Origin of the sequence: Ornithinibacillus halophilus, from assembly GCF_900129485.1 — a bacterium.
GTDB classification, from domain to species: domain Bacteria; phylum Bacillota; class Bacilli; order Bacillales; family Amphibacillaceae; genus Ornithinibacillus; species Ornithinibacillus halophilus.
Window position 1 is genome coordinate 209,790 of sequence record NZ_FQVW01000001.1, and the last position, 24,535, is coordinate 234,324.

The window sequence follows — 24,535 nt, forward strand, 5'->3', positions numbered from 1 at the left end:
TTGATAAACAAGTAGTGTTACGCATGGCGTAGCACTTTTTTCTTTTAATAAAGGTATTTATTGTACAATATTAGCCATTATTAACTCTAAATATGACAATTTTGTCAAACTTACTTGTGGTAATAAGGATAAAAGGATAGTTTTTGTTTGCGGTTTTAGCACATGTATTGTTTAATTTACCTAGAAGCTTTATACTATACAATGGTAATATACTGTAATTTATAGCTATTTATGTAATGTATGAAAGGAGTTTTAGTCATGAACGAAGAACAGCGTAAAGCACAAGCAAATATAAAGCCTGTGGATCCAACGGACGTAAAATCCGATCTGGACAACATTGAGCGCATTAAAAATACTTCTAGTGATGAATTGATAACAAAATACTTTCAAACTAGCTATCAACCACCAGATATTAACAAAGCAAGAAAACGTCGTAAAGAAGAAGTTCAATTTCATTATGATTTTTCGATACCAGAAGATATGCAAACTATTGGACAAGGTAAAAAGTTTCTTATTCGTACATATGGTTGTCAAATGAATGAACATGATACGGAAGTGATGGCAGGTATATTAACTGAAATGGGATATGAGTCAACTTCTGATACAAATGAAGCAGATATTATCCTCTTAAATACATGTGCTATCCGTGAAAATGCGGAAAATAAAGTGTTTGGTGAGATTGGGCATTTAAAACCATTAAAATTAGAAAAACCTGACTTAATCGTTGGGGTTTGTGGTTGTATGTCTCAAGAGGAATCTGTCGTTAATCGTATCATGGAAAAACATCAGCATGTTGACTTAGTATTTGGAACACATAATATCCATCGCTTACCTCAATTAGTGAAAGAATCAATGTTTGGGAAAGCACAAGTGGTGGAAGTATGGTCCAAAGAAGGGGACATCATTGAAAACCTACCTAAAGTACGTAATGGTAAAATTAAAGCATGGGTTAATATTATGTACGGTTGCGATAAATTCTGTACATACTGCATTGTACCAATGACACGTGGGAAAGAACGTAGTAGACGTCCAGAAGATATTATCCAAGAAGTAAGGCATTTAGCAGCTCAAGGATATCAAGAAGTGACATTATTAGGCCAGAATGTTAATGCGTATGGTAAAGATTTTGAAGATATGGATTATACTTTTGGTGATTTAATGGATGATATGCATAAAATTGATATCCCTCGTGTTCGATTTACGACATCGCATCCACGAGACTTCGATGACCATTTAATTGAAGTTCTTGCTAAAGGCGGAAACTTACTTGATCATATTCACCTTCCAGTCCAATCTGGTAGTAGTGAAGTGTTGAAACGAATGAACCGTAAATATACACGTGAGGATTATTTAGAACTTGTTCGTAAAATACGAATAGCTATCCCTAATGCTACACTTACAACAGATATTATTGTTGGTTTCCCAAATGAAACTGAGGAACAGTTTGAAGAAACGATGTCCCTAGTTGAAGAAGTTGGATTCGAGGCAGCATATACATTTATTTATTCTCCACGTGATGGTACACCAGCAGCTCGTAAAAAAGATGATGTACCTGAAGAAGTAAAAAAACAACGTTTATACCGTTTAAATGAACTAGTTAATAAACAATCTGCTGATTCAATGAAGTCTTATGAGAACAAAACTGTTAAAGTACTTGTTGAAGGGGAAAGTAAAAAAGACCCAGATGTTTTAGCAGGATATACTGAAAAGAATAAACTTGTTAACTTTAAAGGACCGAAGTCATCAGTAGGAAAAATAGTAGATGTAAAAATTACAGAAGCGAAAACCTGGTCATTGAACGGGGTAATGGTAGAAAATACAGTAGAGGTGAACTAACATGGCAGAATACACAAGATCACAAGTGCTTACAGAAGCAAAAAAATTAGCAGATATGCTAGCTAGTACGGAAGAAATTGATCGTTTTAAGCAAGTAGAGGCTAAGTTAAACGAAAATAAGAAAGTACAACAATTAATAACAAGAATTAAAGCACTTCAGAAACAAGCTGTAAATTTTCAAGCGTATGAAAAAGGGGAAGCTTTGAAAAAAGTAGAAGCAGAAATCGATCGCTTACAAGCGGAAATTGATGCAATCCCTGTTGTACAAGAATTTAAAGAAACTCAAATCGTTGTAAATGATGTATTACAATTAGTTTCAGCAACAATCGCTAGAGAAGTAACAAATAAAGTGATTGAATCAACTGGTGGAGATATTCTATCCGGTGAAACAGGTTCAAAAAAACAAAATAGTACACCTTCTTGTCATTAATTTAAAATCAATTTAAGACAAGTGTTATAGTCAATGAGTAATCCGAATTTATTCTGTTATGAATAGATTCGGATTTTTTTATAAAAGGTTTTAATTATAGGGTAGTATACTGCTTACCGTTAAACTAATTGTGTTAAAGCTAACTGAAGTTTGGATAATACTACAGGATATTACTGTGCTGTTTCCATCATTTAAAAATTAAATTTATATTGAATAACCAACAGTCATCCTTGAGAATATCATACTTACATAGGCTTTTTTCATTTTCTTCTGAGGATTTCATAGAACAGTTATGCACTTTAGGTATTTGTCTTGCATAAAATGACTATGAAAAAAGAGGAGGTAAACGTAATTATGAGTTTTCTAGATAAAGACTATCGTGAGATCATTACCAAAGCAGTTATTGGAAAAGGAAAGAAGTTCACACAGGCAACTCATTCCATCTCACCATCACATAGACCTACAAGCATTTTAGGCTGCTGGGTAATTAATCATTTGTATAATGCAAAGAAGAAATCAGAAGAAACAGTAGAAGTACACGGCAGCTATGACATTAATATTTGGTACTCATATAACGACAACACAAAAACTGAAGTGGTAACAGAACGAGTGAACTATACAGATATTATTCCTTTAGCAGTTCGAGATGACAACTGCCTCAACGATGACTTTGATGTTATTTGCAAAGTATTACAACAGCCTAATTGCTTAGAGTGTAGAATTTCTAACCAAGGGCATAAAGTTCTTGTTGATATTGAGCGTGAGTTCCTTGTTCAAGTTGTTGGTGAGACAAAAGTATATGTAAAAGTTGACCCAAAAGGATTTAAATATGATGACGATGATGAAGAATGGGATTTTGCAGTAACTGAAGATGAATTAAATGAAATTGATCCAGACTTTTTAGAAAGTAGTAGCAGTAGAAGCAAGGATTAGTTAACTTACGGGGATTTTTCCTCGTAAGTTTTTTTTGAGGAAAATCAGAGATGTCAGTCTTTGAACAATTGTTTTTTTCCTTAGATAAAATAAAAGATATACGCAGAAATAATAAAATGTATTTGTAGGAAGCCTACTGAAGCTAATATTATATATTTAGTTAGATGGACACAACTATAAATATATTTATGCTATAATTATAGAATAATATGTAGGTTTTTGGAGGATTTTAGATGGCTAAATATACACCAATGATGGAGCAATACTTAAAGATAAAAGCAGATTATAAAGATGCTTTTTTATTTTTCCGATTAGGTGACTTTTATGAAATGTTTTTTGAAGATGCAATAAATGCAGCACGTGAGTTAGAAATCACATTGACAAAAAGAGCTGGACAGGATGAACCGATACCTATGTGTGGAGTTCCATATCATTCTGCAGCAAATTATATTAAAAATTTAGTAGAAAAAGGGTATAAAGTAGCCATTTGTGAACAAGTAGAAGATCCTAAAACTGCAAAAGGGGTTGTTAAAAGAGAAGTTGTACAGCTTATAACTCCTGGAACAGTGATGGAGAGCAATATGCTCGATGAGAAAGATAATAATTATATTGCAAGTCTTTCTAGTTTTGAGGATGGAAGTTATGTCATTGCTTATAATGACCTTTCTACTGGTGAAAATAAGTTAGCATTAATTACAACTGGCTGGGATTCCGTCATTCATGAGTTATATAATCAACCAATTAAAGAAATTGTCGTCTCTTCTTCACTTGATGAAGATTGCCAAAAGCAACTAAAAGATCGACTTCAAGTAACGCTATCTTATCAGGATGAAGTGAATTTTAATGCTGAGTACCGTGATCTTTGTGAAAACTTAAACGATGAACGATTAATGAAGGCATTTAGTCGGCTATTAAATTATATACAACATACACAAAAGCGATCTCTAGACCATTTACAACAAGCAGAAATCATTCAACTAAATGACTATTTAAGTTTAGATATGTATTCCAAACGTAACTTGGAGTTAACCCAAACCATGCTAAGAAAGGGAAAGCACGGTAGTTTGTTGTGGGTACTTGATAAAACTGTCACTGCAATGGGGTCACGCACATTAAAAAAATGGTTAGAACGCCCGTTACTAAATAAACATGAAATTGAGAAACGTCTTGAAACAGTACAAGGTTTTTATCATGGCTTTATGGAAAGAGATGCATTGAGAGAAACCCTTAAATCTGTATACGACCTGGAGCGTCTTGCAGGTAGAATTGCATATGGAAATGTGAATGCCAGGGACTTGATTCAATTAAAAAAATCATTAAATAAAATACCTGAAATGATACAGATATTAAGACAATTTGAACATGAAGAAATTAACCAATTAACGGAACAGTTAAACTACCCGGATCACTTAGTAACGTTATTAGAAGATAGTTTGGTAGAAGATCCACCAATATCAATTAAAGAAGGATCGATTATTAAAGATGGTTATCACGAACAATTGGACAAATATCGCTACGCATCAAGAAATGGAAAACAGTGGATTGCAGAACTTGAACAAAAAGAAAAACAAGAAACGAATATTAAATCTTTAAAAATAGGATATAATCGAGTCTTCGGCTACTATATTGAAGTGACGAAAGCTAACTTACACCTATTACCCGAAGGGAAATATGAAAGAAAGCAAACATTAACGAATGCTGAAAGGTTTATTACACCAGAACTAAAGGAAAAAGAACAATTAATTTTAGAAGCTGAAGAAAAAAGTGTTGATTTAGAGTATGAGTTGTTTCTAGAAATTAGAGAACAAATGAAAGAACATATACCAGAGCTTCAACACTTGTCTGATGTAGTAAGCAACATTGATGTATTACAAGGATTTGCTACTGTAAGTGAAGCGAATAATTATATCCGTCCTCGCTTTGTAGATTCTAAATTGGAAATAAAAAATGGAAGACATCCAGTTATTGAAAAAGTAATGGATGAAGGTTCTTTTGTACCGAATGATATTCATTTAGATAATGATAAAAGCATTTTATTAATTACTGGACCAAATATGTCGGGGAAAAGTACGTATATGAGACAATTGGCCCTAACAGCTATTATGGGACAGATTGGGTGTTTTGTTCCTTGTGATAAAGCAAATCTCATAATCTTTGATCAAATTTTTACAAGAATCGGTGCAGCTGATGATCTTGTTTCAGGGCAGAGTACCTTTATGGTGGAAATGCTTGAAGCTAACCACGCAATTCAACATGCGACAAGTAATAGTCTAATTTTATTAGACGAAATTGGTCGTGGGACAAGCACATATGATGGAATGGCTTTAGCACAAGCGATAGTAGAATATATTCATGACAATATACAGGCAAAAACACTATTTTCTACTCATTATCATGAACTAACAAGTCTTGAAGAAAGCCTGACTCATTTAAAAAATGTACATGTTCGTGCCGAAGAGTTTGAAGGTAATGTTGTTTTCCTTCACAAGGTAAAAGATGGTGCCGCAGATGAAAGTTATGGTATCCATGTCGCAAAACTAGCTGAATTACCTGAGCAATTAATTGACCGGGCAGGAGTAATTTTAAAACAGTTAGAAGCTACGGAAACAAAGCATACACGAACTTCCGAATCATCGAATCAACTATCTTTTTTTGATGAGGTGAATGAGGTTCTAAAAGCTACTAAGGAACAAGAAGAGTTACCAGTCCAGTCAATAGCTGAAGATATAAAAAATCTAAACTTATTAGAAATGACTCCATTAGAAGCAATTAATGAGCTATATCGATTACAGAAAAAAGTATCAAAATAAAATTTAGTGATGCTTAGGGGAAAGCATAATGAGCTTTTCTTAAATTATGAAAGGATTTGTTTGCATGAAAATTGTACAAATGTCGGATGCATTAGCTAATAAAATAGCTGCCGGAGAGGTTGTAGAAAGACCTGCTTCTGTCGTAAAAGAGCTAATTGAAAACAGTATTGATGCAAACAGTACATGGATAAAAGTTGATGTTAAGGAAGCAGGCTTAGAAGAAATTAAAATCACAGATAACGGAGACGGAATGGCTGCTGAAGATTGTGAGCGCGCTTTTCTTAGACATGCTACTAGTAAAATAAGAAACGAAAATGATTTATTTCATGTTCGCACGCTAGGATTTCGTGGAGAAGCATTAGCTAGTATTGCTTCCGTTAGTAGGCTTACTGTAAAAACATCTCAAGGCGATCATGCTGGTACCTTCATAAGCTTAGAGGGTGGCAAAATAGTGGAGAAGAAAAAAAGTGATGCTCGAAAAGGAACAGAAATCACCGTTTCTAATCTATTCTTTAACACGCCTGCTAGATTAAAATACATGAAGACGATTCATACTGAACTTGGTCATATTACTGATTTACTAAATCGACTAGCATTGTCACACCCAAATATACGGTTTGAAGCAACCCATAACGGTAAATCATTATTTAAAACTACAGGAACAGGGGATATGCTTCAAGTGATCGCACAAGTGTATGGGATGGGCGTTGCTAAGAAGATGATTCCAATCAAACAAGAAACCTTGGATTTTAAAGTCGAAGGATATATTGCTAAACCAGAAGTTACTCGTGCATCAAGAAACTATATTTCTACTGTGATTAATGGGAGATATATTAAAAATATTGCTCTTTCTCAATCCATAATAAGAGGTTATCATACCTTACTACCAATAGGTCGTTCGCCTATCGTTGTATTGTCGATTGAGATGGATCCAATTTTAGTCGATGTTAACGTGCACCCAACAAAATTAGAAGTTCGTTTTAGTAAGGAAAAAGAATTATGTCATCTTGTAGAAGAAACGATTAAGTCTACTTTTCGAAAGACATCATTGATTCCAGAAATGGAACAAAAACCAAAAGTTAAAAAAGAAAAATCGATTCAACATACGATGGATTTTTCAACTAGTACACCATTTAATACTGGTACAAACTTTTCAGGTTCATCGACAGAAAATTTTTCACCTTACCGTTCAATTAATCAATCTGCAAGTACTGGCATGACTGGTGCTGAAACGGAAATTCCTTATGTAGAACAGAAACCTATTGTCGAAGAAGAAAATATCATCGATCGTGTTGAAATTGAAGAAACTACTTCTAATAATATTGAAGAGAAAGATACAAAACACGAGCAGGATGCAAAAGAAGCACCTGAACGTGTACCAACGATGTATCCTATCGGGCAATTACATGGTACGTATATTTTGGCACAAAATGAGAATGGATTGTATATGATAGACCAGCATGCAGCACAAGAGCGAATTAAGTATGAATTCTTTAAAAAGAAACTTGGAGAGCCAATTAATTTGTCTCAACAACTATTAATTCCTTTAACATTTGAGTTTTCAAAACAAGAATCCATCTTCATTAACCATTATAAAGCGGAGCTAGAGAGGGTTGGTCTGTTTTTTGAAGAGTTTGGGCATCAAACCTATGTCATACGATCCTATCCTAAATGGTTTCCTAATGGTTTTGAAGAAGAAATCATTCGAGAAATGGTTGACCAAATAATGAAGAATGAGCAGATTGATATCGAAAAGATACGCGAAGAAGCAGCAATTCTTATGTCCTGTAAACGATCCATTAAGGCGAATCATTACTTAAACAATGAAGATATGTTCCGTTTATTGGAAGATTTACGGACTACAACAGATCCGTTTACTTGTCCACACGGAAGACCAATTATCGTTCATTTCACATCTTATGAGCTTGAGAAAATGTTTAAGCGCGTTATGTAATTTATAGGTATAAATCCATTACACTTTGCGAAAACTAGAAAGAAAAGTGTTTAGTTTAAATCTAGTTATTTAAAAGGTGGAGTGTAATGGATAATCAAAAGCTGATCAATTTTTTAAATCAACTCTTATCAAATTATTTTGTACTCTATGTTAAACTGCATCGATACCATTGGTTTGTACAAGGTCATCATTTTTTCCAACTTCATGAGTTGTTTGAAGAAATGTACGAACAGATTGCTAAGGATTTAGATGAGGTAGCAGAACGAATTCTTGCCATAGACGGTAAACCATTTGCTGTAATGACGCAATACTTGGAGCATACAACATTAGTAGAAGCCAGTGCAGATGATCAAGAAGAGGAAATTATTAGCCAGCTAATGAATGATTATAAGCAACTAATACGAGAAATGAAAGAAACAGGACTATCATTAGCTGATGACTATAAAGATGAACCAACATCTGATTTACTAATTACATTGCAAGGAAGATATGAAAAATACGTGTGGATGTTATCAGCGTATCAAGCATATAAATAAGGTCATTTCACATTTTTTTATCTCATGTTAAATGAGTACTTACTAACAATATAATAGATTTTAGGGGAATTTGAATGAAAGAGAAAGTCATTGCAATCGTTGGGCCAACTGCAGTAGGAAAGACGGCCTTAAGTATTCAAGTAGCCAATAAATTTAATGGGGAAATTATTAGTGGAGATTCGATGCAAGTATACAAGGGACTCGACATCGGAACAGCAAAAATCACAATAGATGAAATGCAAGATGTTCCTCATCATCTGATTGACATAAAAGAACCAGATGAAGATTTTTCGGTTGCTGATTTCAAAGAAAATGTGGAACAAAATATAAAGGATATATCATTAAGAAACAAAGTACCTATACTTGTTGGTGGAAGTGGTTTATACATACAAGCTGCATTATATGATTACCAATTTTCTAATCAAAAAAGAGATGAGGAAATCACCAAACAATTAGAAAGAGAATTAGAGCAGTTAGGGAACTACACTTTATACGAGCGTTTAAAGATAATTGACCCAATACAAGCAGAGAAAATTCACCCAAATAACCATAGAAGAGTTATTCGTGCGCTAGAAGTATATTTATCTACTGGTAAAACGATGACAGAATATCAAAAATCCCAGCAACAAGAAGCGAATTATGATATATATTTTGTAGGATTAGAAATGGAGAGAAGCCTTCTATACGAAAGAATAAATAAACGTGTTGATTTAATGATTGAGAATGGTTTAGTACAAGAGGTAGAGCGGTTATACTTAGAAGGATATGAAAATCATCAATCAATGAGAGGGATTGGGTATAAGGAATTTATCCCTTATTTTAAAGGAGAGTATTCACTAGAAACTGCAATAGAATTATTAAAAAGAAATTCTAGAAGATTTGCTAAAAGACAGTATACATGGTTCAAAAACAAAATGGATATTAACTGGTATCATGTAACTCCAGATACTATTAATGAAAAATTTCAAATTATTTTATATAATTTAGCAGGATTCTTGGAAGAAAAGTAGAATTACATATAATATAGATAGAAAAAGAGGAGGAAGTGCAATGGCGCAATCTGTAAACATACAAGACCATTATTTGAATCAGTTAAGAAAAGATCACGTGTCTGTAACTGTCTTTTTGACGAATGGGTTTCAATTAAGAGGAATTGTAAAAGCGTTTGATAATTTTACAGTATTATTGGAAACAGAAGGGAAACAGCAATTAATCTTTAAACATGCTATTTCAACTTTTGCTCCATCTAAAAATATTTCTATTGAAAAAGAATAGGCAAAAAATAACGGACGCTAACTTAAGCGTTCGTTTTATGTTTAAAGAAAAGAAAAAAGAAAATTTCAGAGATGTCTAGCTCCGAGCGCCTGAGTTTTTGTTCCTACTAGGCATTTGTCACAACTCCACTCATCGTCACGTATAATATGGTGACTAAGGAGTGATGATGTTGGGCACACAAAAGATTCAACACAAAAATGGAAAAATAAATATCATTCTTCGTGACCAAAAGTCCGTTAATCTTGATTCAACCATTCATCATGGGACTAAAAGTACAGACCCATTTAAGCATATAGAGGATGAATTTTCTTCATTTGTTGGTATGAAAAAACTAAAACAAAAAATTAAAGAAATTTATGCTTCAATTATTATTAATGGGAAGCGGGATGAGTTAGGTTTATCTAGTACTAATCAAGTACTGCATATGCTGTTTAAAGGGAATCCTGGAACGGGAAAAACGACTGTCGCACGGAAATTAGCTAAAGTTTATTATGATATGAATCTATTGTCGAAAGGCCATTTTATTGAAGCAGAACGTGCAGACCTTGTCGGCGAATATATAGGTCAAACCGCTCAAAAGACACGTGCTATTATTGAAAAGGCGCTAGGAGGAGTTCTCTTTATCGATGAAGCATACTCCTTAGCTCGTGGAGGAGAAAAAGATTTTGGAAAAGAAGCCATTGATACATTAGTCAAACAAATGGAAGACCACGGGAATGACTTTGTGTTAATACTAGCAGGTTACCCGTATGAAATGGAGCGGTTTTTAACATTGAATCCGGGATTAAAGTCAAGATTTCCATTTATATTAGATTTTCCAGACTATGAAGTGGATCAATTGATGGAAATTGCTCGACGCATGGCTTCTGAACGTGAATATAAATTGACTAAGGAAGCAGAATGGAAATTAAGAAATTATTTATATAAAAAACAAAATGAAACTTTACGGAACTTCTCTAATGCGCGATATGTTCGAAATGTAATTGAACATTCTATTCGAATGCATGCCGTTCGACTGCTTTATAAAAATGAATTTGCTAGTGATGATTTAATTTTATTGACTGGTAAAGATATTATTTTTGATGAAGATGATTAGTTGTTTTTGTGCATGATAAATTTGTTTGCTATGATGTAAACATGCGAACATGGAAATACTTCTTAATAAAAGAAGGAAAGAGGTAGTAACTTATATGGCAGAAGAATCAGTATTAATAATTGCAGTGAAAATGCCAAATCAATCAGATGAACATTTTCAGTCTTCTCTTGATGAATTAATATCGTTGACTAATACGGCAGGTGGGTCGGTTAAGAAAGTGATGACGCAAAATCGAAATCGTATCCACTCTGCCTATTATATAGGCGAAGGAAAAGTGGAGGAAATAAAAAGTGAAGTAGAGGATTTAGAAATAAATCTTATTATATCTAATGATGAATTATCATCAGGTCAATTAAGGAATCTAACGAATTTATTAGATGTTCGAGTAATTGATCGTAGTCAATTGATATTAGATATTTTCGCTAGAAGAGCTAAAACGAAGGAAGGAAAACTTCAGGTTGAATTAGCACAACTAGAGTATATGTTACCTAGATTACGTGGACAAGGTATTGAATTGTCGAGACTAGGTGCAGGAATTGGAACAAGGGGACCTGGTGAAACCAAACTCGAAACAGATCAGAGACATATCCGAAGAAGAATTTATGATATTAAACGCAGATTACAAACAGTGGTTCAACAAAGGGAACAATATCGAAAACGAAGGAAAACCAATGAAGCATTTCAGATTGCCATAGTGGGGTATACAAATGCAGGGAAATCTACAATATTTAATCGTCTTACAAATAGTACTTCATTGGAAGAAGATAAGTTGTTTGCTACATTGGATCCCCTTACAAGAAAACTGCAATTACCATCAGGTTTTCAAACGTTAATAACGGATACTGTAGGTTTTTTACAAGAGTTACCGACAACTTTAATTGCAGCATTCCGTTCTACCCTTGAGGAAGTAAAGGAGGCAGACTTCATCCTACACGTTGTAGATGGTTCACACCCTGATTACGAGCAGCATCACGATACGGTTATGAAATTGCTTGAAGAGTTAGATGCGCATACCATTCCTATGTTACACGTGTATAATAAGTCTGATCAATTTACTAATGATCTGATTCCTTTATCAAGACCGTATTTCTATATGAGTGCTTTAAGAGAAGAGGATATGAAACAACTCCTCATTAAAATCGAACAAGTTATGAAAGATGAGTGGAATACATATACAGTAAACCTAGGACCAGAACAAGGTAAAGTTCTGCACCAATTTGAAATTGATACAATTATAGAAAAGAAGTTTTTTGATGAAGAAAATAATAAGTATGTAATCTCAGGTTGGATGAGAACAAATCATCCATTAGAGCAATATATGAAGGGAATAGAAGAACAAAATGATTGAAAACATAATAAAACAGGCAGAAATAGATATACAATCAAAACACCAAGAAATTAATCAAACAGTAGAACAGAACCAAAAAAGAGTGTTAAATGCTTTTAGAAACAATAGGGTAAGTGATAGCCACTTTAATTCAACTAGTGGTTACGGATACGATGATATCGGTAGGGATACATTGGAAGAAGTGTATGCTGAAGTTTTTGGTGGGGAAGCTGCACTTGTCAGACCGCAATTAGTTTCAGGTACACATGCTATTAGTACGACATTGTTTGGTATTTTACGTCCAGGTGACGAATTATTGTACATAACAGGCAAACCATATGACACGCTTGATGGTGTCATTGGAAAAGAAGGTGATGAGAACACTGGTTCGCTTAGAGATTTTCACATCTCTTATAATTTCGTTCCATTGCAATCTAATGGGTCCATCAATTACGATCAGGTGAAGCAAATGATTCATTCTAAAACGAAAGTCATCGCCATTCAACGTTCGAAAGGCTATGATGACCGCCCATCGTTTACCATTGAGGATATTGAAGAGATGGTTCGCTTTGTTAAAAAGATAAATGGAGACATAGTTGTTTTTGTGGATAATTGCTATGGAGAATTTGTAGAGGATAAAGAACCACTACATGTTGGTGCAGACATTATGGCTGGTTCTCTAATTAAGAACCCTGGTGGAGGAATCGTTCGTGCTGGTGGCTATATCGTTGGTAAAAATACTTTAGTAGAGCAATGTGCACACCGACTAACTGCACCTGGATTAGGAAAAGAAATGGGTGCAACGTTTAATGTTTTACAAGAGATGTACCAAGGCTTCTTTCTAGCCCCTCATATCGTTGGTGAGGCATTAAAAGGTGCGGTATTTACATCAAGATTTTTAGAATTACAAGGCTTTACAACAACACCGAATTATTTAGCGAAACGTACAGATCTAATCCAGTCTGTAACATTTAATGACAGAGAAAAGATGATCGCATTCTGTCAAGCTATACAGAAGAATTCTCCAATTAATTCATATGTTACACCTTTTCCAAGTGCCATGCCAGGATACGATGATGAAGTAATAATGGCAGCCGGAACTTTTATTCAAGGGTCCAGCATTGAATTATCTGCAGACGGACCTTTACGTGAACCATACATCGCATTCATTCAAGGTGGTTTAACTTTTGCACATGTAAAAATTGCATTAGTGGAGGCATGTAACGAAATGCTAAAAATGGAACCAAAGCCTGTAAAATAGAAGAGTTTGCTTAACTCTTTTATTTTTTAAATTTTTATGTAAGGTTTTCTTACATAGTGTTGACACAATACATGACATTGTATATAATAATGAATAAGATCAGGGGGTAATAGTAATGAACGATCAAGATCGTCGCTCTATGCCATTGTTCGGAATAGGAATTGTGATGAAGTTAACTGAGTTAACCGCGAGACAAATACGTTATTATGAGGAACATGATTTAATTCATCCAGAAAGAACTTCAGGTAATCAGCGTTTATTCTCATTTAATGATGTCGACCGACTCTTAGAAATTAAAAATTATTTAGATAAAGGACTTAATCTTGCAGGGATTAAATTATTGCTAATTGACGATAAAGAAGAAATAAAGGAACCGTCAAAAGCAATTCCTCCTAAATCTGAATTGTCGAAGAAAGAACTCCGAGCTATTTTAAGAAAAGAGATTGAATATGCAGGAAGATTCGGTAGAGCAAGCACGAGACAAGGTGAGCTTTCAAGATTTTTTAATAACCGTTAATTAGGTAGAGTGGTTAATAACCATTTTCCCTTAAATAAAAAAATATCAGGAGGAGAATCTATGGGTTATACAAAAGAAGAAGTGTTTAAAAAAATTAAGGAAGAGAATGTGAGGTTTATCAGGCTACAATTCACAGATATGTTAGGTACAATTAAAAACGTAGAAATTCCTTTAAGTCAACTGGATAAAGCTTTGGATAATAAGATGATGTTTGATGGTTCATCTATAGAAGGGTTTGTTCGAATAGAAGAGTCCGATATGTACTTATATCCAGACCTCGATACTTTTGTTGTTTTTCCTTGGACTTCAGAAAAAGGGAAAGTAGCACGATTTATATGTGATATATACAATCCGGATGGTACACCATTCGCGGGTTGCCCTAGATATAACTTGAAGCGTAATCTTAAAAAAATGGAAGAATTAGGTTTCGATACGTTTAATATTGGTACTGAGCCAGAATTCTTCTTGTTTAAACTAGATGAAAATGGTGATCCTACGTTAGATTTAAATGACCATGGTGGATATTTTGATTTGGCTCCTACTGATTTAGGTGAAAATTGCCGTCGTGATATTGTCCTAGAATTAGAAGAGATGGGATTTGAAATTGAAGCATCCCACCACGAAGTTGCTCCTGGTCAACATGAAATTGATTTTAAATACTCAGATGCAGTGAAACATGCCGATGATATCCAAACTTTTAAATTAGTTGTTAAAACAATTGCTAGGAAACATAATCTACATGCTACATTCATGCCAAAACCATTGTTTGGAGTAAACGGTTCAGGAATGCATGTAAATATGTCCCTTTTCAAAAATGGTGAAAATGTATTCTTCAATCCTGATGGAGAATTACAATTAAGTGATTTATCATATCAATTTATTGCAGGTATTATGAAGCATGCTACTAACTTCACAGCCGTAACAAATCCAACAGTGAACTCGTACAAACGTCTAGTTCCTGGTTATGAAGCACCTTGTTATGTTGCTTGGTCTGGAGAGAACAGAAGTCCCTTACTCCGTATTCCAAACTCTCGTGGTTTAAGTACACGTGTTGAAGTGCGTAGTGTGGATCCATCAGCAAATCCTTATATGGCACTATCCGTATTATTAGCAGCTGGATTAGATGGTATCGAGAATAAACTAACACCTCCATCTGCAGTAGATCGTAATATCTATGTAATGGATAAGGAAGAAAGAGAAGAGAACGGAATTAAAGATTTACCAGCTACACTGATGGATGCTTTAGAAGAACTTAAAAAGGACCCGATTATTGTAAATGCTTTAGGGGAGCACTTATACGAACATTATTTAGAAGCTAAAGAAATTGAATGGGATATGTTCCGTACAACTGTTCACCCATGGGAAAGAGAGCAATATTTAACGCAATATTAAGAAGGAAACGATGATACAAAAAACCTAGATAACATTAGTTATCTAGGTTTTTTGTTATATTAATGAATATTTCGATAGAGTCCGATTACTTTTCCAAGAATAGAAACATTTTCATAGATTAATGGTTCCATAGTAGCATTCTCTGGTTGAAGTCGAACATGATCCTTTTCTTTAAAGAATCGTTTAACTGTTGCCTCATTCTCTTCTGTCATCGCAACGACGATATCGCCGTTATTAGCTGTATTCTGCTGCTTGACAATAACCATGTCTCCGTCAAGAATACCAGCTTCTATCATACTCTCTCCATCAATGGTTAATACGAATAAATTATCATCTGGTCCTGCACTATTACTAGGAAGTGGGATATACTCTTCGATATTTTCAACAGCAGTTATCGGCAGACCAGCAGTAACCTTTCCGATTAGAGGTGCATAACGAGCTTCTTCTTTCGGAATATTGTTTGCATCATCTAAATCTAGAATTTCAATTGCTCTAGGTTTAGTAGGATCCCTACGTATGAAACCCTTACTTTCAAGTCTAGACAAATGCCCATGAACGGTTGAGCTAGATGCTAAGCCAACAGCTTCTGCAATCTCTCTAACTGAGGGTGGATATCCTTTAAGACTAACTTGTTCTTTTATGTAATCTAGTATTGCTTGTTGTCTTTTTGAGATTTTTGTCATCTTTCAAACACCTCATACATATTATTTATTAATTAATAGTTTATCATTGAAAATCTAAAAAAGCAAACGTTCGTTCGAAAAACCGTTGACAAGACCATATGTTCTGTTATAATAAAAATAGAACAAAGGTTCTTGTGTAGAAAGGATGATAAGATATGTTTGGTAAAATGACAAAAACAGATGTATTTTATGTAGTAGCATTTATATTAACATTAGCGTTTATCTATATTTCTTTAATTACAGCATAATAGGGGTTACGTAAATGAAAGCCGTTATATATTGTCGTGTCAGCACTGATAAAGAGACACAGGAAACGTCATTAAAAAGACAACAAGAGGAACTATTAAGATTAGCTAATGAACAAAACATTACTATAATCAAACAAATTTCAGAACAAAAAAGCGGATATGATATTGAACGTGATGGAGTTTTTGAGATGCTAGAATGCTTTAGTTCAAATGAAGCTAATTGTTTACTTATACAAGATGAAACTAGACTAGGTAGAGGGAATACAAAAATTGCTTTATTGCATCAACTTAATAAACTTGGAATTTCGATTTACACAGTTATGCATAATGGAAAATTAGAATTATCTGAATCAGATTCAATGGTTTTACAAATCGTTGGAATCGTAGAAGAATACCAAAGGAAATTACATAATGCTAAGATCAAAAGAGGGATGAAAAAAGCGATTGACAATGGATATAATCCAGTTAACAATCTATCCAATCAAAATGATGCTCCAGGAAGAGATCGAATAGAATTCCCAATTGAAGAAGTAGTACGTTTAAGGGAAAAGGAACTCACGTTTAAAGAAATCTCGAATGTTCTTAACGGTATGGGGTATCACGTATCAAAAGCTACCGTACATAGAAGATACCAAGAATATATCTCTAATTCTTGAATCTTTCACATAGTAAATGTAAGATATAAAAGCAGGAACACTTATCATTGTTCTTGCTTTTTATTTGTTAAGTAGGAGGATTATTATATATGTTATCAAAAGAACAATTAAGTAGAATAAATGCTTTATCGAAAAAGGCAAAAACAGAAGGCTTAACCGAGAGTGAAAAGAAAGAACAAAAAGGGTTACGAGAAGAATACCTTAAAAATGTTCGGAAATCATTCAAAAATCAATTTAAGTCGATGACAATTGTTGACCCCGAGGGAAATGATGTGACACCTCAAAAAGTTAAAGACCTACAAGATAGGAATAAGAAGCACTAGACAACAACATATTAATAAATAATTACTTGTTATACGATATTTTTCAGTATATGATGATAATGGTAATAGACAATAACCTATATAGTGAAAGGGGAATATACATTGTCAGATAATATTCAACAACTGTCAATTAACACCATTCGAACATTAGCGATTGACGCTATTGAAAAAGCAAATTCTGGTCACCCTGGATTGCCAATGGGCGCTGCACCAATGGCTTATACATTATGGACTGATTTTATGAATCATAATCCTAAGAATTCACATTGGTTTAACAGAGACCGTTTTGTCCTATCAGCTGGACATGGTTCTATGCTATTGTATAGTTTACTGCACTTATCTGGTTACGATGTGACAATGGATGATTTAAAGAACTTCCGTCAGTGGGGATCTAAGACTCCTGGTCATCCTGAAGTTCATCATACTGATGGAGTGGAAGCAACAACTGGACCATTAGGACAAGGTATTGCAATGTCTGTTGGTATGGCAATGGCAGAAGCTCATTTAGCAGGAAAGTATAATAAAGAAGATGCTGAAATAATCGATCACTATACATATGCACTTGTTAGTGATGGAGATCTAATGGAAGGTATCTCACATGAAGCCGCTTCGATGGCAGGCCATTTAAGACTTGGTAAATTAATTGCTTTATATGATTCAAATGATATCTCCTTAGATGGAGATCTACATAAATCATTCTCAGATAATACGGAAGAACGCTTTAAAGCCTATGGATGGCAAGTTTTACGTGTAGAAGACGGAAACGATGTGGACGAATTAAGTAAAGCGATTCAAGAAGCAAGAAACAACACGGAACAACCTACATTAATCGAAGTTAAGACGGTTATCGGATATGGTTCTCCGAATAAATCTGCATCTGCTGCCTCACACGGTGCACCACTTGGTGGAGATGAAGTAACTTTAACTAAAGAATTTTATAAATGGTCACATGATGAGTTTCATGTACCACAAGAAGTATATGATGACTTCCGCAGTAAAATTGTTGATAAAGGTACTGAATTAGAATCGAAATGGAATGATTTATTCCAAACATATAAAGAAAAATATCCAAATGAAGCAAGCGAGTTAGAACTTGCTATTAAAGGTGAACTTCCTGAGAATTGGGATAAGGAGTTACCATCTTATGAAGCAGGTAAAGATAAATTAGCAACCCGAGCATCTTCTGGAGACGTATTAAACGGTATTGCAAAATCTGTTCCATACTTCTTTGGTGGTAGTGCAGATTTAGCTGGATCAAATAAAACAATGATTAAAAATGAGGAAGATTTTTCTCGTAATGATTATGCAGGTAGAAATATTTGGTTTGGTGTAAGAGAACATGCGATGGGTGCAGCGTTAAATGGAATGGCATTACATGGTGGACTCAAAGTATTTGGAGGAACATTCTTTGTATTTAGTGATTATTTACGTCCATCTATTCGATTAGCTGCAATTATGAATACACCGGTGACATACGTATTTACACATGATTCAATCGCTGTTGGGGAAGATGGTCCAACACATGAACCAATTGAACAATTAGCTGCACTACGAGCAATGCCGAATGTATCTGTAATTCGCCCAGCAGATGGGAACGAAACACAAGCGGCATGGCGCCTTGCACTTGAGTCAAAAGATAAACCAACTGCATTAGTCTTAACTAGACAAAACCTTCCTACGTTAGAAGGCACAAAAGAAAATGCCTATAACGGGGTTCAAAAAGGTGCTTACGTAGTAAGTAAAGGTGAAAAAGAGACACCAGACGCAATTATTATTGCAACTGGTTCAGAGGTTGCATTAGCAATTGAAGCTCAAACCGTACTTAAAGAAGAAGGTATTGAAACAAATGTAGTAAGTATGCCATCATGGGATCGCTTTAGTTCTCAAGATTCAGCCTATAAAGAAGAAGTATTACCTTCTAGTGTTGAAAAACGTGTAGCAATCGAAATGGGATCTAGTTTCGGTTGGGAGCGTTACGTAGGAACAAAGGGAATCATTATGGGAATCGATCAGTTTGGTGCTTCAGCTGATGGAAACAGAGTGATTAAAGAGTATGGTTTCACTGTTGAAAATGTAGTAAATAATGTAAAATCTTTATTATAATTAATTAGCCCAAAATCCGGATGAATTCATATTCTTTAGAATTGAATTTGTTCGGATTTTGTATTACTTTTTATCGACAAAAAAAGTGTTTCTTCTCAACAGGTTATGACACACATTCATTTAAGTGGTAGTTATAATAGATTAATAGGAGGGACGTATATGAAAGAGTATTCTATTTTTTCGATAAAAGAGGAATTTGCTAGACGTTATTTTTACAAAAGTGATCTATTATTTAGGTTTATTAAAACGTACTATAGTGAGATGGATAGAAAAGACCTTTCGTTACAATTTAAGTATATTACGAATCACTTCCAATCTACTTCTATGATAACCCACATAAAAAAGCAATTGATGAAACAAAATTCAGCACATATTCAGCAAATTGATACAAATTTATACCAAATCAATCAAGGTCATGACTATATTACTTTACATGTCAGCGAAAAACAGATAAAATTTCGTTGTGAGTCAATACAGAATGCAGAGAAACTTCTATTTCCTTCATTAAGGTTATATTATCCCTATCTTTTTGTAGTTGATCATAACTATCAAAATTACGGATGGGTTTCTCCTGTTTCATCAAAAATTACATATACTAGAGAACAAGTATTGTATTCTCAGCATTGATTTACTATACTGTATAAGAGACAACACGAAGGAGGAAAATGAAAGATGGACGTAATCTGGGTAGTATTAATTTCTATTGGTACATTAATTGCAGGTGTTGCTCTTGGATTTTTCATCGCAAGAAAATATATGATGAACTATTTGAAAAAGAACCCACCAATTAATGAACAAATGCTACGTACGCTAATGATGCAAATGGGCCAAAAACCATCACAAAAGAAAATCAATCAAATGATGCGTGCAATGAACAACCAAACTGGAAAATAAAGTTGCAATTATAGATTATTAAGTTGCACAGCAAACCCTTACGATAAAAAGTAGGGGTTGTTTTTATTATTTTGGGAAAAATATTATTATGCTCGTTTTTCTTAACTATTAATTTTGTTTCACTGTATTGTCAAATTCATTTGTAATTGTCATTCATAACTCTGTTACAATAGAATTGATGAAATGAGACATCAATGGAGGAGGGTTACTATGACTGAAGAAATAAATATTTTTGTTGCCTTTGGAGCTGGTTTTCTATCGTTTATATCGCCATGTGTACTACCACTATATCCAGCCTTCTTATCATACATAACCGGAATGAGTGTCAGTGAACTAAAAGATGAAAACAGAATGTTTAATAAAAAGAGTCTTATTCATACCATCTTCTTTTTATTAGGATTTGCAAGTATTTTTATTGCAATCGGATTTACAACAACCGCTGTATCTGAATTTTTATTGACTTATCAAGATATAATAAGACAAGTCGGAGCAATTCTTATAATTTTCTTCGGACTCGTTATAGTAGGTATTTTGAATTTTGAATTCTTAATGAAAGACAAAAAAATAACGTTTAAAAATAGACCCGCTGGTTTTATCGGTACCTTCATAATCGGTATGGCATTTTCCATGGGGTGGACACCGTGTACGGGACCAATTCTAGCTATTGTTTTATCATTAGCTGCAACTAATCCTGATACTGGAATGGTTATGATGATCAGTTATGTTCTAGGATTTTCAATTCCATTTTTAGTATTATCATTCTTTATTGGAAAGCTAAATTGGATTAAAAAACACAGCATGAAGTTAGTTAAAATTGGAGGATATATAATGATATTTATGGGGGTCGCTTTATTCTTTGACTGGGTTACAAAACTAACAGCTTTCCTAGCAGGAGTATTTGGTTTCGCAGGTTTTTAATCGTGATATTGGTGGATTTTATCCAGACTATATATTATTATAATAAAGTACACATATTTAAAAGGAGACTGTTCTTATATGTATAAACCGAACGACCTAATACTAAGAACAACAACATCCCTAATTGCCTTTATTTTACTTGGGTTTGCCGTATACTTATTATTTGCAGGACATAATTCGCCAGGTGGAGGCTTTATTGGTGGGCTTGTCACAGCTGCCGCGATCGTTCTAATGTATATGGCCTATGGTATAGAGACAGTAGATAAAGTACTACCTATCAACTTCGAAACGTTAATTTCAATTGGTCTTATTACTGCAATTGTAACAGGACTGGGCTCATTCCTATTTGACGTACCGTTTTTATCACATACGTTTGATTATTTTGAGTTTCCCATTTTTGGAGAAGTAGAATTAGCAACTGCAATGCTATTTGATATAGGTGTATATTTTACAGTAGTAGGGGTTACAGTAACTATTATTTTGAACATAGCAAATGATCAATAACATTGTATTTTTACATTTGGGGGAAATGATAGATGGCGAAAGTTTTAATTGTCGATGATGCAAAATTCATGAGAGTAACATTAGCCAATATCTTAAGTAAAGAAAACCATGAAATTGTGGGAGAGGCAGAAAATGGGCAACAAGCAGTAGAGCTTTATAAAGATACAAAACCTGATTTAGTAACAATGGATATAACAATGCCAATAATGAATGGAATAGATGCAATTAAAGAGATAGTTACATATGACAGAAATGCACAGATAATAGTTTGTTCAGCAATGGGACAACAAAAAATTGTTGTAAATGCTATTGAAATTGGTGCAAAAGACTTTATCGTTAAGCCATTCGATGAAAGTAGAGTATTAGAGACAGTTAATCGTATTCTAGAGAAGAATGACCATATTAATATTTAGTTAAATATGGGGTTTTTTGGCATGAGAAAGAGTGATTTTTATGTTTTGGATTGTAGCAAGTACTGTGGCTGCTTTTTTTATGGCTACAATGGCCATTTTAGTTCGTTTAAAAGCTGCTAAGAAACCTGTTTCTGTAAAAAAGATAATCCTTCCGCCAATTTTTATGAGTACAGGGGCTTTTATGTTTATATTTCCCATTTTTCGTGTGGAATGGATACAAGTAATAGAAGCAATTGTTGTTGGAATGGTTTTTTCTATTTTTTTAATTAAAACGACAACGTTTGAAATAAAAGCTGACGATATATATATTACGCCATCAAAGGCTTTTATTTTCATTCTTTTTGGGTTATTGATTGTAAGAGTCGTTATAAAACTAATCCTAGGTCAATCCATTTCTTTAGGAGAAACTAGTGGGATGTTCTTTTTACTAGCCTTTGGTATGATAGCAACGTGGCGCTTAGCTATGCTATACAAATATAAACAATTAGAGAGAAAGTTAAATTTAAGTAAAAGCACTAACCAACTCGGTTAGTGCTTTTTGCTTTTATTATACTTTGCTTCCCAGCCTTCACTGTAATCTGTAGCCGACTTTTTAAATAGTTCTTCATAAGGTTGAGCATCGATATTTTTCTCTTTTAATTTTTTACGAAGAAACTTATGATCTCTTTTTGGAGTTGCAATAATATAGCCCTCAATTAAAATATCTTGAGTGATGATATTTTTCTTTTTTTGTAGAGCAACTTGGCCAATCTTACTAGCTATTTTCTGTCTAGCAACATCTCTAAATAATTCAGGAACTGGTGACACTAACTCCTCGAGTAAGGCTTTCTCTTCATCTCTCCACATATGTCGTGTTCTATCTAAATAATGTTTTTCCCAATCAAGATCCGATTTACCGTCTTCTTTTGGGATAGACTTTAAGAATTTACGAAACATAAAGTAGCCACCAATTGCCATTAATCCAATTAATAAAAATCCCCAAAATACAATAAAATAATCACCCAAAGCTGACATAGTTCACCATTCCTCTTTCTATTAATCCTAGTTATAATTAGGAAAAATGACATACTAATTTAATTAATGATTTATTTTTTTTGAATTTTATAGTAATATTACTATTAGTAACTATTATGTAATATTATAAGTTGATTTAATCATAGATACAAGTTTCATAAATTACGTTTGGATTACATATACATATATCGATTGTTGAATATTGTAAGACAAAGGGGGAAAAAGTGATGGAAGAAGACGTGAAAGACTTGTTAATTCCACATATTGCGACTGATTTGACATCACTACCCGAGTTTATCCAAAATTGGTTTGAGGAAAATAGTAACGATATTTTTTCAATTTGGGATCACAAAGGGAGAGCTTTATTTTTCTCAAAATCAACTGAACAAATACTTGGATATACATTATCAGATTTAGTAGATATAACTTGGGAAGATTTAATAGCTCCAGATGACATAACAACGATGAAAAAACAATTAGATAAAAAAACTGAGGATGAACAGCTTTTAACGGTACATTTGAAGAAAAACGATGAATCGTATATTTGGTGTGAATGTAAGATAATAAAAAAATTTCACCCAACAACAAAAAGCGAAATTTTTATTTCGATAATTAAAGATATCACGGACAAAAAAGAAGTTGAAGAAATGATGGTTCGTTCTGAAAAAATGTCAGTAGCGGGGCAGCTAGCTGCTGGTGTTGCTCATGAAATTCGTAATCCACTTACTTCAATTAAAGGCTTTTTACAATTATTACAAGCTGGAGTGAATCGTAAAGAGGTATATTACAAGATTATGATTGATGAAATCGAGAAAATGGAAAAAATAACTTCGGAACTATTATATATTTCCAAACCATTAACAGATCAAAAAGAAGAAGAACTTGTCGATGAGATGATTGAAGATGTTGTTAAATTATTGAAATCACAAGCAAAGTTAAAAAATATTACAATAAAACACGTACAATCAGAAAATGCGACTATTACTTGTGACAGGTCACAAATAAAGCAAGTATTACTAAATCTTATTAAAAATGCTATAGAAGCAATGGAAGAAAATGGTGTCATTCAAGTTATCGTACAAGAAGTCAATAATAAGATTCGAGTGGATGTGATTGACGAGGGACCAGGTATTAGTGAGGAAGTGATTCACAAGCTAGGCGAACCATTCTTTACGACAAAACAAAATGGAACTGGCTTAGGACTAATGATTACTAAGCAGATTTTAGATAGACATAATGCCACTTTAGATATCATCCAAAATAGTAGCAAAGGTAGTACGTTTCGAATTAAATTTAAATAAAATTTATTCGTTATAATTATCAGTTTATTTTGAGAGTTTTTTGTATAAGTAATACTTATCACTCTACATAACTTTTTACTATCTATAAACGAACGGTAATCAATTGTTTTA

At 33.7% G+C, this 24,535-nt stretch carries 25 protein-coding genes; 23 read left to right on the forward strand and 2 right to left on the reverse strand.

Annotated features, from left to right (window positions below; translation table 11 throughout):
* The first annotated feature begins 258 nt into the window (after positions 1-258).
* The 13 genes from miaB (at position 259) to glnA (ending at position 15,367) form a co-directional block, all read left to right on the forward strand.
* A complete protein-coding gene (gene miaB / locus BUB12_RS01075) occupies positions 259-1,836 on the forward strand; it encodes a tRNA (N6-isopentenyl adenosine(37)-C2)-methylthiotransferase MiaB (protein WP_072887083.1) in 1,578 nt (525 codons plus the stop codon).
* A 1-nt stretch (position 1,837) separates the two neighbouring features.
* Positions 1,838-2,266, forward strand: coding sequence for a YlbF/YmcA family competence regulator (locus tag BUB12_RS01080; RefSeq protein ID WP_072887085.1), 429 nt, complete (start codon positions 1,838-1,840; stop codon positions 2,264-2,266).
* A gap of 354 nt (positions 2,267-2,620) precedes the next feature.
* The gene (gene cotE / locus BUB12_RS01085) at positions 2,621-3,199 is read left to right on the forward strand and encodes an outer spore coat protein CotE (protein ID WP_072887086.1); all 579 of its coding nucleotides are present in this window, start codon (positions 2,621-2,623) and stop codon (positions 3,197-3,199) included.
* A gap of 233 nt (positions 3,200-3,432) precedes the next feature.
* Positions 3,433-6,009 (forward strand): DNA mismatch repair protein MutS, encoded by a 2,577-nt coding sequence (mutS, locus tag BUB12_RS01090; RefSeq protein WP_072887088.1) that lies wholly within the window; start codon positions 3,433-3,435, stop codon positions 6,007-6,009.
* Positions 6,010-6,073: 64 nt separating this feature from the next.
* Positions 6,074-7,963, forward strand: coding sequence for a DNA mismatch repair endonuclease MutL (gene mutL / locus BUB12_RS01095; RefSeq protein ID WP_072887089.1), 1,890 nt, complete (start codon positions 6,074-6,076; stop codon positions 7,961-7,963).
* Positions 7,964-8,049: 86 nt separating this feature from the next.
* Complete coding sequence (locus BUB12_RS01100) at positions 8,050-8,499, forward strand: Dps family protein (RefSeq protein ID WP_072887091.1); 450 nt, start codon at positions 8,050-8,052, stop codon at positions 8,497-8,499.
* Positions 8,500-8,573: 74 nt separating this feature from the next.
* On the forward strand, positions 8,574-9,509 hold the full coding sequence (gene miaA, locus BUB12_RS01105) for a tRNA (adenosine(37)-N6)-dimethylallyltransferase MiaA (protein WP_072887093.1): 936 nt from the start codon (positions 8,574-8,576) through the stop codon (positions 9,507-9,509).
* Between the two features lie 40 nt (positions 9,510-9,549).
* Positions 9,550-9,774: an RNA chaperone Hfq gene (hfq, locus tag BUB12_RS01110; RefSeq protein ID WP_072887095.1), complete on the forward strand. Its 225-nt coding sequence runs from the start codon at positions 9,550-9,552 to the stop codon at positions 9,772-9,774.
* 169 nt (positions 9,775-9,943) lie between these two features.
* Complete coding sequence (spoVK, locus tag BUB12_RS01115; RefSeq protein WP_234982522.1) at positions 9,944-10,870, forward strand: stage V sporulation protein K; 927 nt, start codon at positions 9,944-9,946, stop codon at positions 10,868-10,870.
* A 94-nt stretch (positions 10,871-10,964) separates the two neighbouring features.
* Positions 10,965-12,218, forward strand: coding sequence for a GTPase HflX (gene hflX, locus BUB12_RS01120; protein ID WP_072887099.1), 1,254 nt, complete (start codon positions 10,965-10,967; stop codon positions 12,216-12,218).
* A complete protein-coding gene (locus BUB12_RS01125; RefSeq protein ID WP_072887101.1) occupies positions 12,211-13,458 on the forward strand; it encodes a methionine gamma-lyase family protein in 1,248 nt (415 codons plus the stop codon). The genes hflX and BUB12_RS01125 overlap by 8 nt, the downstream gene beginning before the upstream one ends.
* A gap of 115 nt (positions 13,459-13,573) precedes the next feature.
* Positions 13,574-13,975 carry a MerR family transcriptional regulator gene (locus BUB12_RS01130; RefSeq protein WP_072887103.1) on the forward strand — a complete coding sequence of 134 codons (402 nt, stop codon included), beginning with the start codon at positions 13,574-13,576 and terminating at the stop codon, positions 13,973-13,975.
* Between the two features lie 60 nt (positions 13,976-14,035).
* Positions 14,036-15,367 carry a type I glutamate--ammonia ligase gene (glnA, locus tag BUB12_RS01135; RefSeq protein WP_072887105.1) on the forward strand — a complete coding sequence of 444 codons (1,332 nt, stop codon included), beginning with the start codon at positions 14,036-14,038 and terminating at the stop codon, positions 15,365-15,367.
* A gap of 59 nt (positions 15,368-15,426) precedes the next feature.
* Here glnA and lexA read toward each other — a convergent pair whose 3' ends face one another.
* Positions 15,427-16,050, reverse strand: a complete 624-nt coding sequence (gene lexA / locus BUB12_RS01140) for a transcriptional repressor LexA (RefSeq protein WP_072887107.1) — start codon at positions 16,048-16,050, stop codon at positions 15,427-15,429.
* A 262-nt stretch (positions 16,051-16,312) separates the two neighbouring features.
* On the opposite strand from lexA, the gene BUB12_RS01145 reads away from it, so the two are divergent.
* From BUB12_RS01145 to BUB12_RS01185, 9 genes are all read left to right on the forward strand, one after another.
* Positions 16,313-16,954, forward strand: a complete 642-nt coding sequence (locus tag BUB12_RS01145) for a YneB family resolvase-like protein (RefSeq protein ID WP_072887109.1) — start codon at positions 16,313-16,315, stop codon at positions 16,952-16,954.
* An 89-nt stretch (positions 16,955-17,043) separates the two neighbouring features.
* A complete protein-coding gene (locus BUB12_RS01150; protein ID WP_072887111.1) occupies positions 17,044-17,277 on the forward strand; it encodes a DUF896 domain-containing protein in 234 nt (77 codons plus the stop codon).
* Between the two features lie 102 nt (positions 17,278-17,379).
* The gene (gene tkt / locus BUB12_RS01155; RefSeq protein WP_072887112.1) at positions 17,380-19,380 is read left to right on the forward strand and encodes a transketolase; all 2,001 of its coding nucleotides are present in this window, start codon (positions 17,380-17,382) and stop codon (positions 19,378-19,380) included.
* A gap of 159 nt (positions 19,381-19,539) precedes the next feature.
* Positions 19,540-20,007: a sporulation inhibitor of replication protein SirA gene (sirA, locus tag BUB12_RS01160; protein ID WP_072887114.1), complete on the forward strand. Its 468-nt coding sequence runs from the start codon at positions 19,540-19,542 to the stop codon at positions 20,005-20,007.
* A gap of 45 nt (positions 20,008-20,052) precedes the next feature.
* A complete protein-coding gene (locus BUB12_RS01165) occupies positions 20,053-20,274 on the forward strand; it encodes a YneF family protein (protein WP_072887116.1) in 222 nt (73 codons plus the stop codon).
* A 210-nt stretch (positions 20,275-20,484) separates the two neighbouring features.
* Positions 20,485-21,192, forward strand: coding sequence for a cytochrome c biogenesis CcdA family protein (locus BUB12_RS01170; RefSeq protein ID WP_072887118.1), 708 nt, complete (start codon positions 20,485-20,487; stop codon positions 21,190-21,192).
* Between the two features lie 78 nt (positions 21,193-21,270).
* Entirely contained in the window at positions 21,271-21,696 is a 426-nt protein-coding gene (locus BUB12_RS01175; RefSeq protein ID WP_072887120.1) for a Na(+)/H(+) antiporter subunit B, read from the forward strand.
* A gap of 32 nt (positions 21,697-21,728) precedes the next feature.
* Positions 21,729-22,109, forward strand: a complete 381-nt coding sequence (locus BUB12_RS01180) for a response regulator (protein ID WP_072887122.1) — start codon at positions 21,729-21,731, stop codon at positions 22,107-22,109.
* A gap of 40 nt (positions 22,110-22,149) precedes the next feature.
* The gene (locus BUB12_RS01185; RefSeq protein WP_072887124.1) at positions 22,150-22,641 is read left to right on the forward strand and encodes a CcdC family protein; all 492 of its coding nucleotides are present in this window, start codon (positions 22,150-22,152) and stop codon (positions 22,639-22,641) included.
* Here the strand turns inward: BUB12_RS01185 and BUB12_RS01190 are convergent.
* A complete protein-coding gene (locus tag BUB12_RS01190) occupies positions 22,638-23,123 on the reverse strand; it encodes a DUF2621 domain-containing protein (RefSeq protein WP_072887126.1) in 486 nt (161 codons plus the stop codon). The two genes, BUB12_RS01185 and BUB12_RS01190, sit on opposite strands and share 4 nt — an antisense overlap.
* A 227-nt stretch (positions 23,124-23,350) precedes the next feature.
* Between BUB12_RS01190 and BUB12_RS01195 the strand changes: the two genes are divergently transcribed.
* Positions 23,351-24,424, forward strand: a complete 1,074-nt coding sequence (locus BUB12_RS01195) for an ATP-binding protein (RefSeq protein ID WP_072887128.1) — start codon at positions 23,351-23,353, stop codon at positions 24,422-24,424.
* The last annotated feature ends 111 nt before the right edge of the window (positions 24,425-24,535 follow it).

Coding starts and splice junctions, on each gene's coding strand:
- miaB (WP_072887083.1), top strand. CDS start 259: ATGAACGAAGAACAGCGTAAAGCACAAGCAAATATAAAGCCTGTGGAT.
- BUB12_RS01080 (WP_072887085.1), top strand. CDS start 1,838: ATGGCAGAATACACAAGATCACAAGTGCTTACAGAAGCAAAAAAATTA.
- cotE (WP_072887086.1), top strand. CDS start 2,621: ATGAGTTTTCTAGATAAAGACTATCGTGAGATCATTACCAAAGCAGTT.
- mutS (WP_072887088.1), top strand. CDS start 3,433: ATGGCTAAATATACACCAATGATGGAGCAATACTTAAAGATAAAAGCA.
- mutL (WP_072887089.1), top strand. CDS start 6,074: ATGAAAATTGTACAAATGTCGGATGCATTAGCTAATAAAATAGCTGCC.
- BUB12_RS01100 (WP_072887091.1), top strand. CDS start 8,050: ATGGATAATCAAAAGCTGATCAATTTTTTAAATCAACTCTTATCAAAT.
- miaA (WP_072887093.1), top strand. CDS start 8,574: ATGAAAGAGAAAGTCATTGCAATCGTTGGGCCAACTGCAGTAGGAAAG.
- hfq (WP_072887095.1), top strand. CDS start 9,550: ATGGCGCAATCTGTAAACATACAAGACCATTATTTGAATCAGTTAAGA.
- hflX (WP_072887099.1), top strand. CDS start 10,965: ATGGCAGAAGAATCAGTATTAATAATTGCAGTGAAAATGCCAAATCAA.
- BUB12_RS01125 (WP_072887101.1), top strand. CDS start 12,211: ATGATTGAAAACATAATAAAACAGGCAGAAATAGATATACAATCAAAA.
- BUB12_RS01130 (WP_072887103.1), top strand. CDS start 13,574: ATGAACGATCAAGATCGTCGCTCTATGCCATTGTTCGGAATAGGAATT.
- glnA (WP_072887105.1), top strand. CDS start 14,036: ATGGGTTATACAAAAGAAGAAGTGTTTAAAAAAATTAAGGAAGAGAAT.
- lexA (WP_072887107.1), bottom strand. CDS start 16,050: ATGACAAAAATCTCAAAAAGACAACAAGCAATACTAGATTACATAAAA.
- BUB12_RS01145 (WP_072887109.1), top strand. CDS start 16,313: ATGAAAGCCGTTATATATTGTCGTGTCAGCACTGATAAAGAGACACAG.
- BUB12_RS01150 (WP_072887111.1), top strand. CDS start 17,044: ATGTTATCAAAAGAACAATTAAGTAGAATAAATGCTTTATCGAAAAAG.
- sirA (WP_072887114.1), top strand. CDS start 19,540: ATGAAAGAGTATTCTATTTTTTCGATAAAAGAGGAATTTGCTAGACGT.
- BUB12_RS01165 (WP_072887116.1), top strand. CDS start 20,053: ATGGACGTAATCTGGGTAGTATTAATTTCTATTGGTACATTAATTGCA.
- BUB12_RS01170 (WP_072887118.1), top strand. CDS start 20,485: ATGACTGAAGAAATAAATATTTTTGTTGCCTTTGGAGCTGGTTTTCTA.
- BUB12_RS01175 (WP_072887120.1), top strand. CDS start 21,271: ATGTATAAACCGAACGACCTAATACTAAGAACAACAACATCCCTAATT.
- BUB12_RS01180 (WP_072887122.1), top strand. CDS start 21,729: ATGGCGAAAGTTTTAATTGTCGATGATGCAAAATTCATGAGAGTAACA.
- BUB12_RS01185 (WP_072887124.1), top strand. CDS start 22,150: ATGTTTTGGATTGTAGCAAGTACTGTGGCTGCTTTTTTTATGGCTACA.
- BUB12_RS01190 (WP_072887126.1), bottom strand. CDS start 23,123: ATGTCAGCTTTGGGTGATTATTTTATTGTATTTTGGGGATTTTTATTA.
- BUB12_RS01195 (WP_072887128.1), top strand. CDS start 23,351: ATGGAAGAAGACGTGAAAGACTTGTTAATTCCACATATTGCGACTGAT.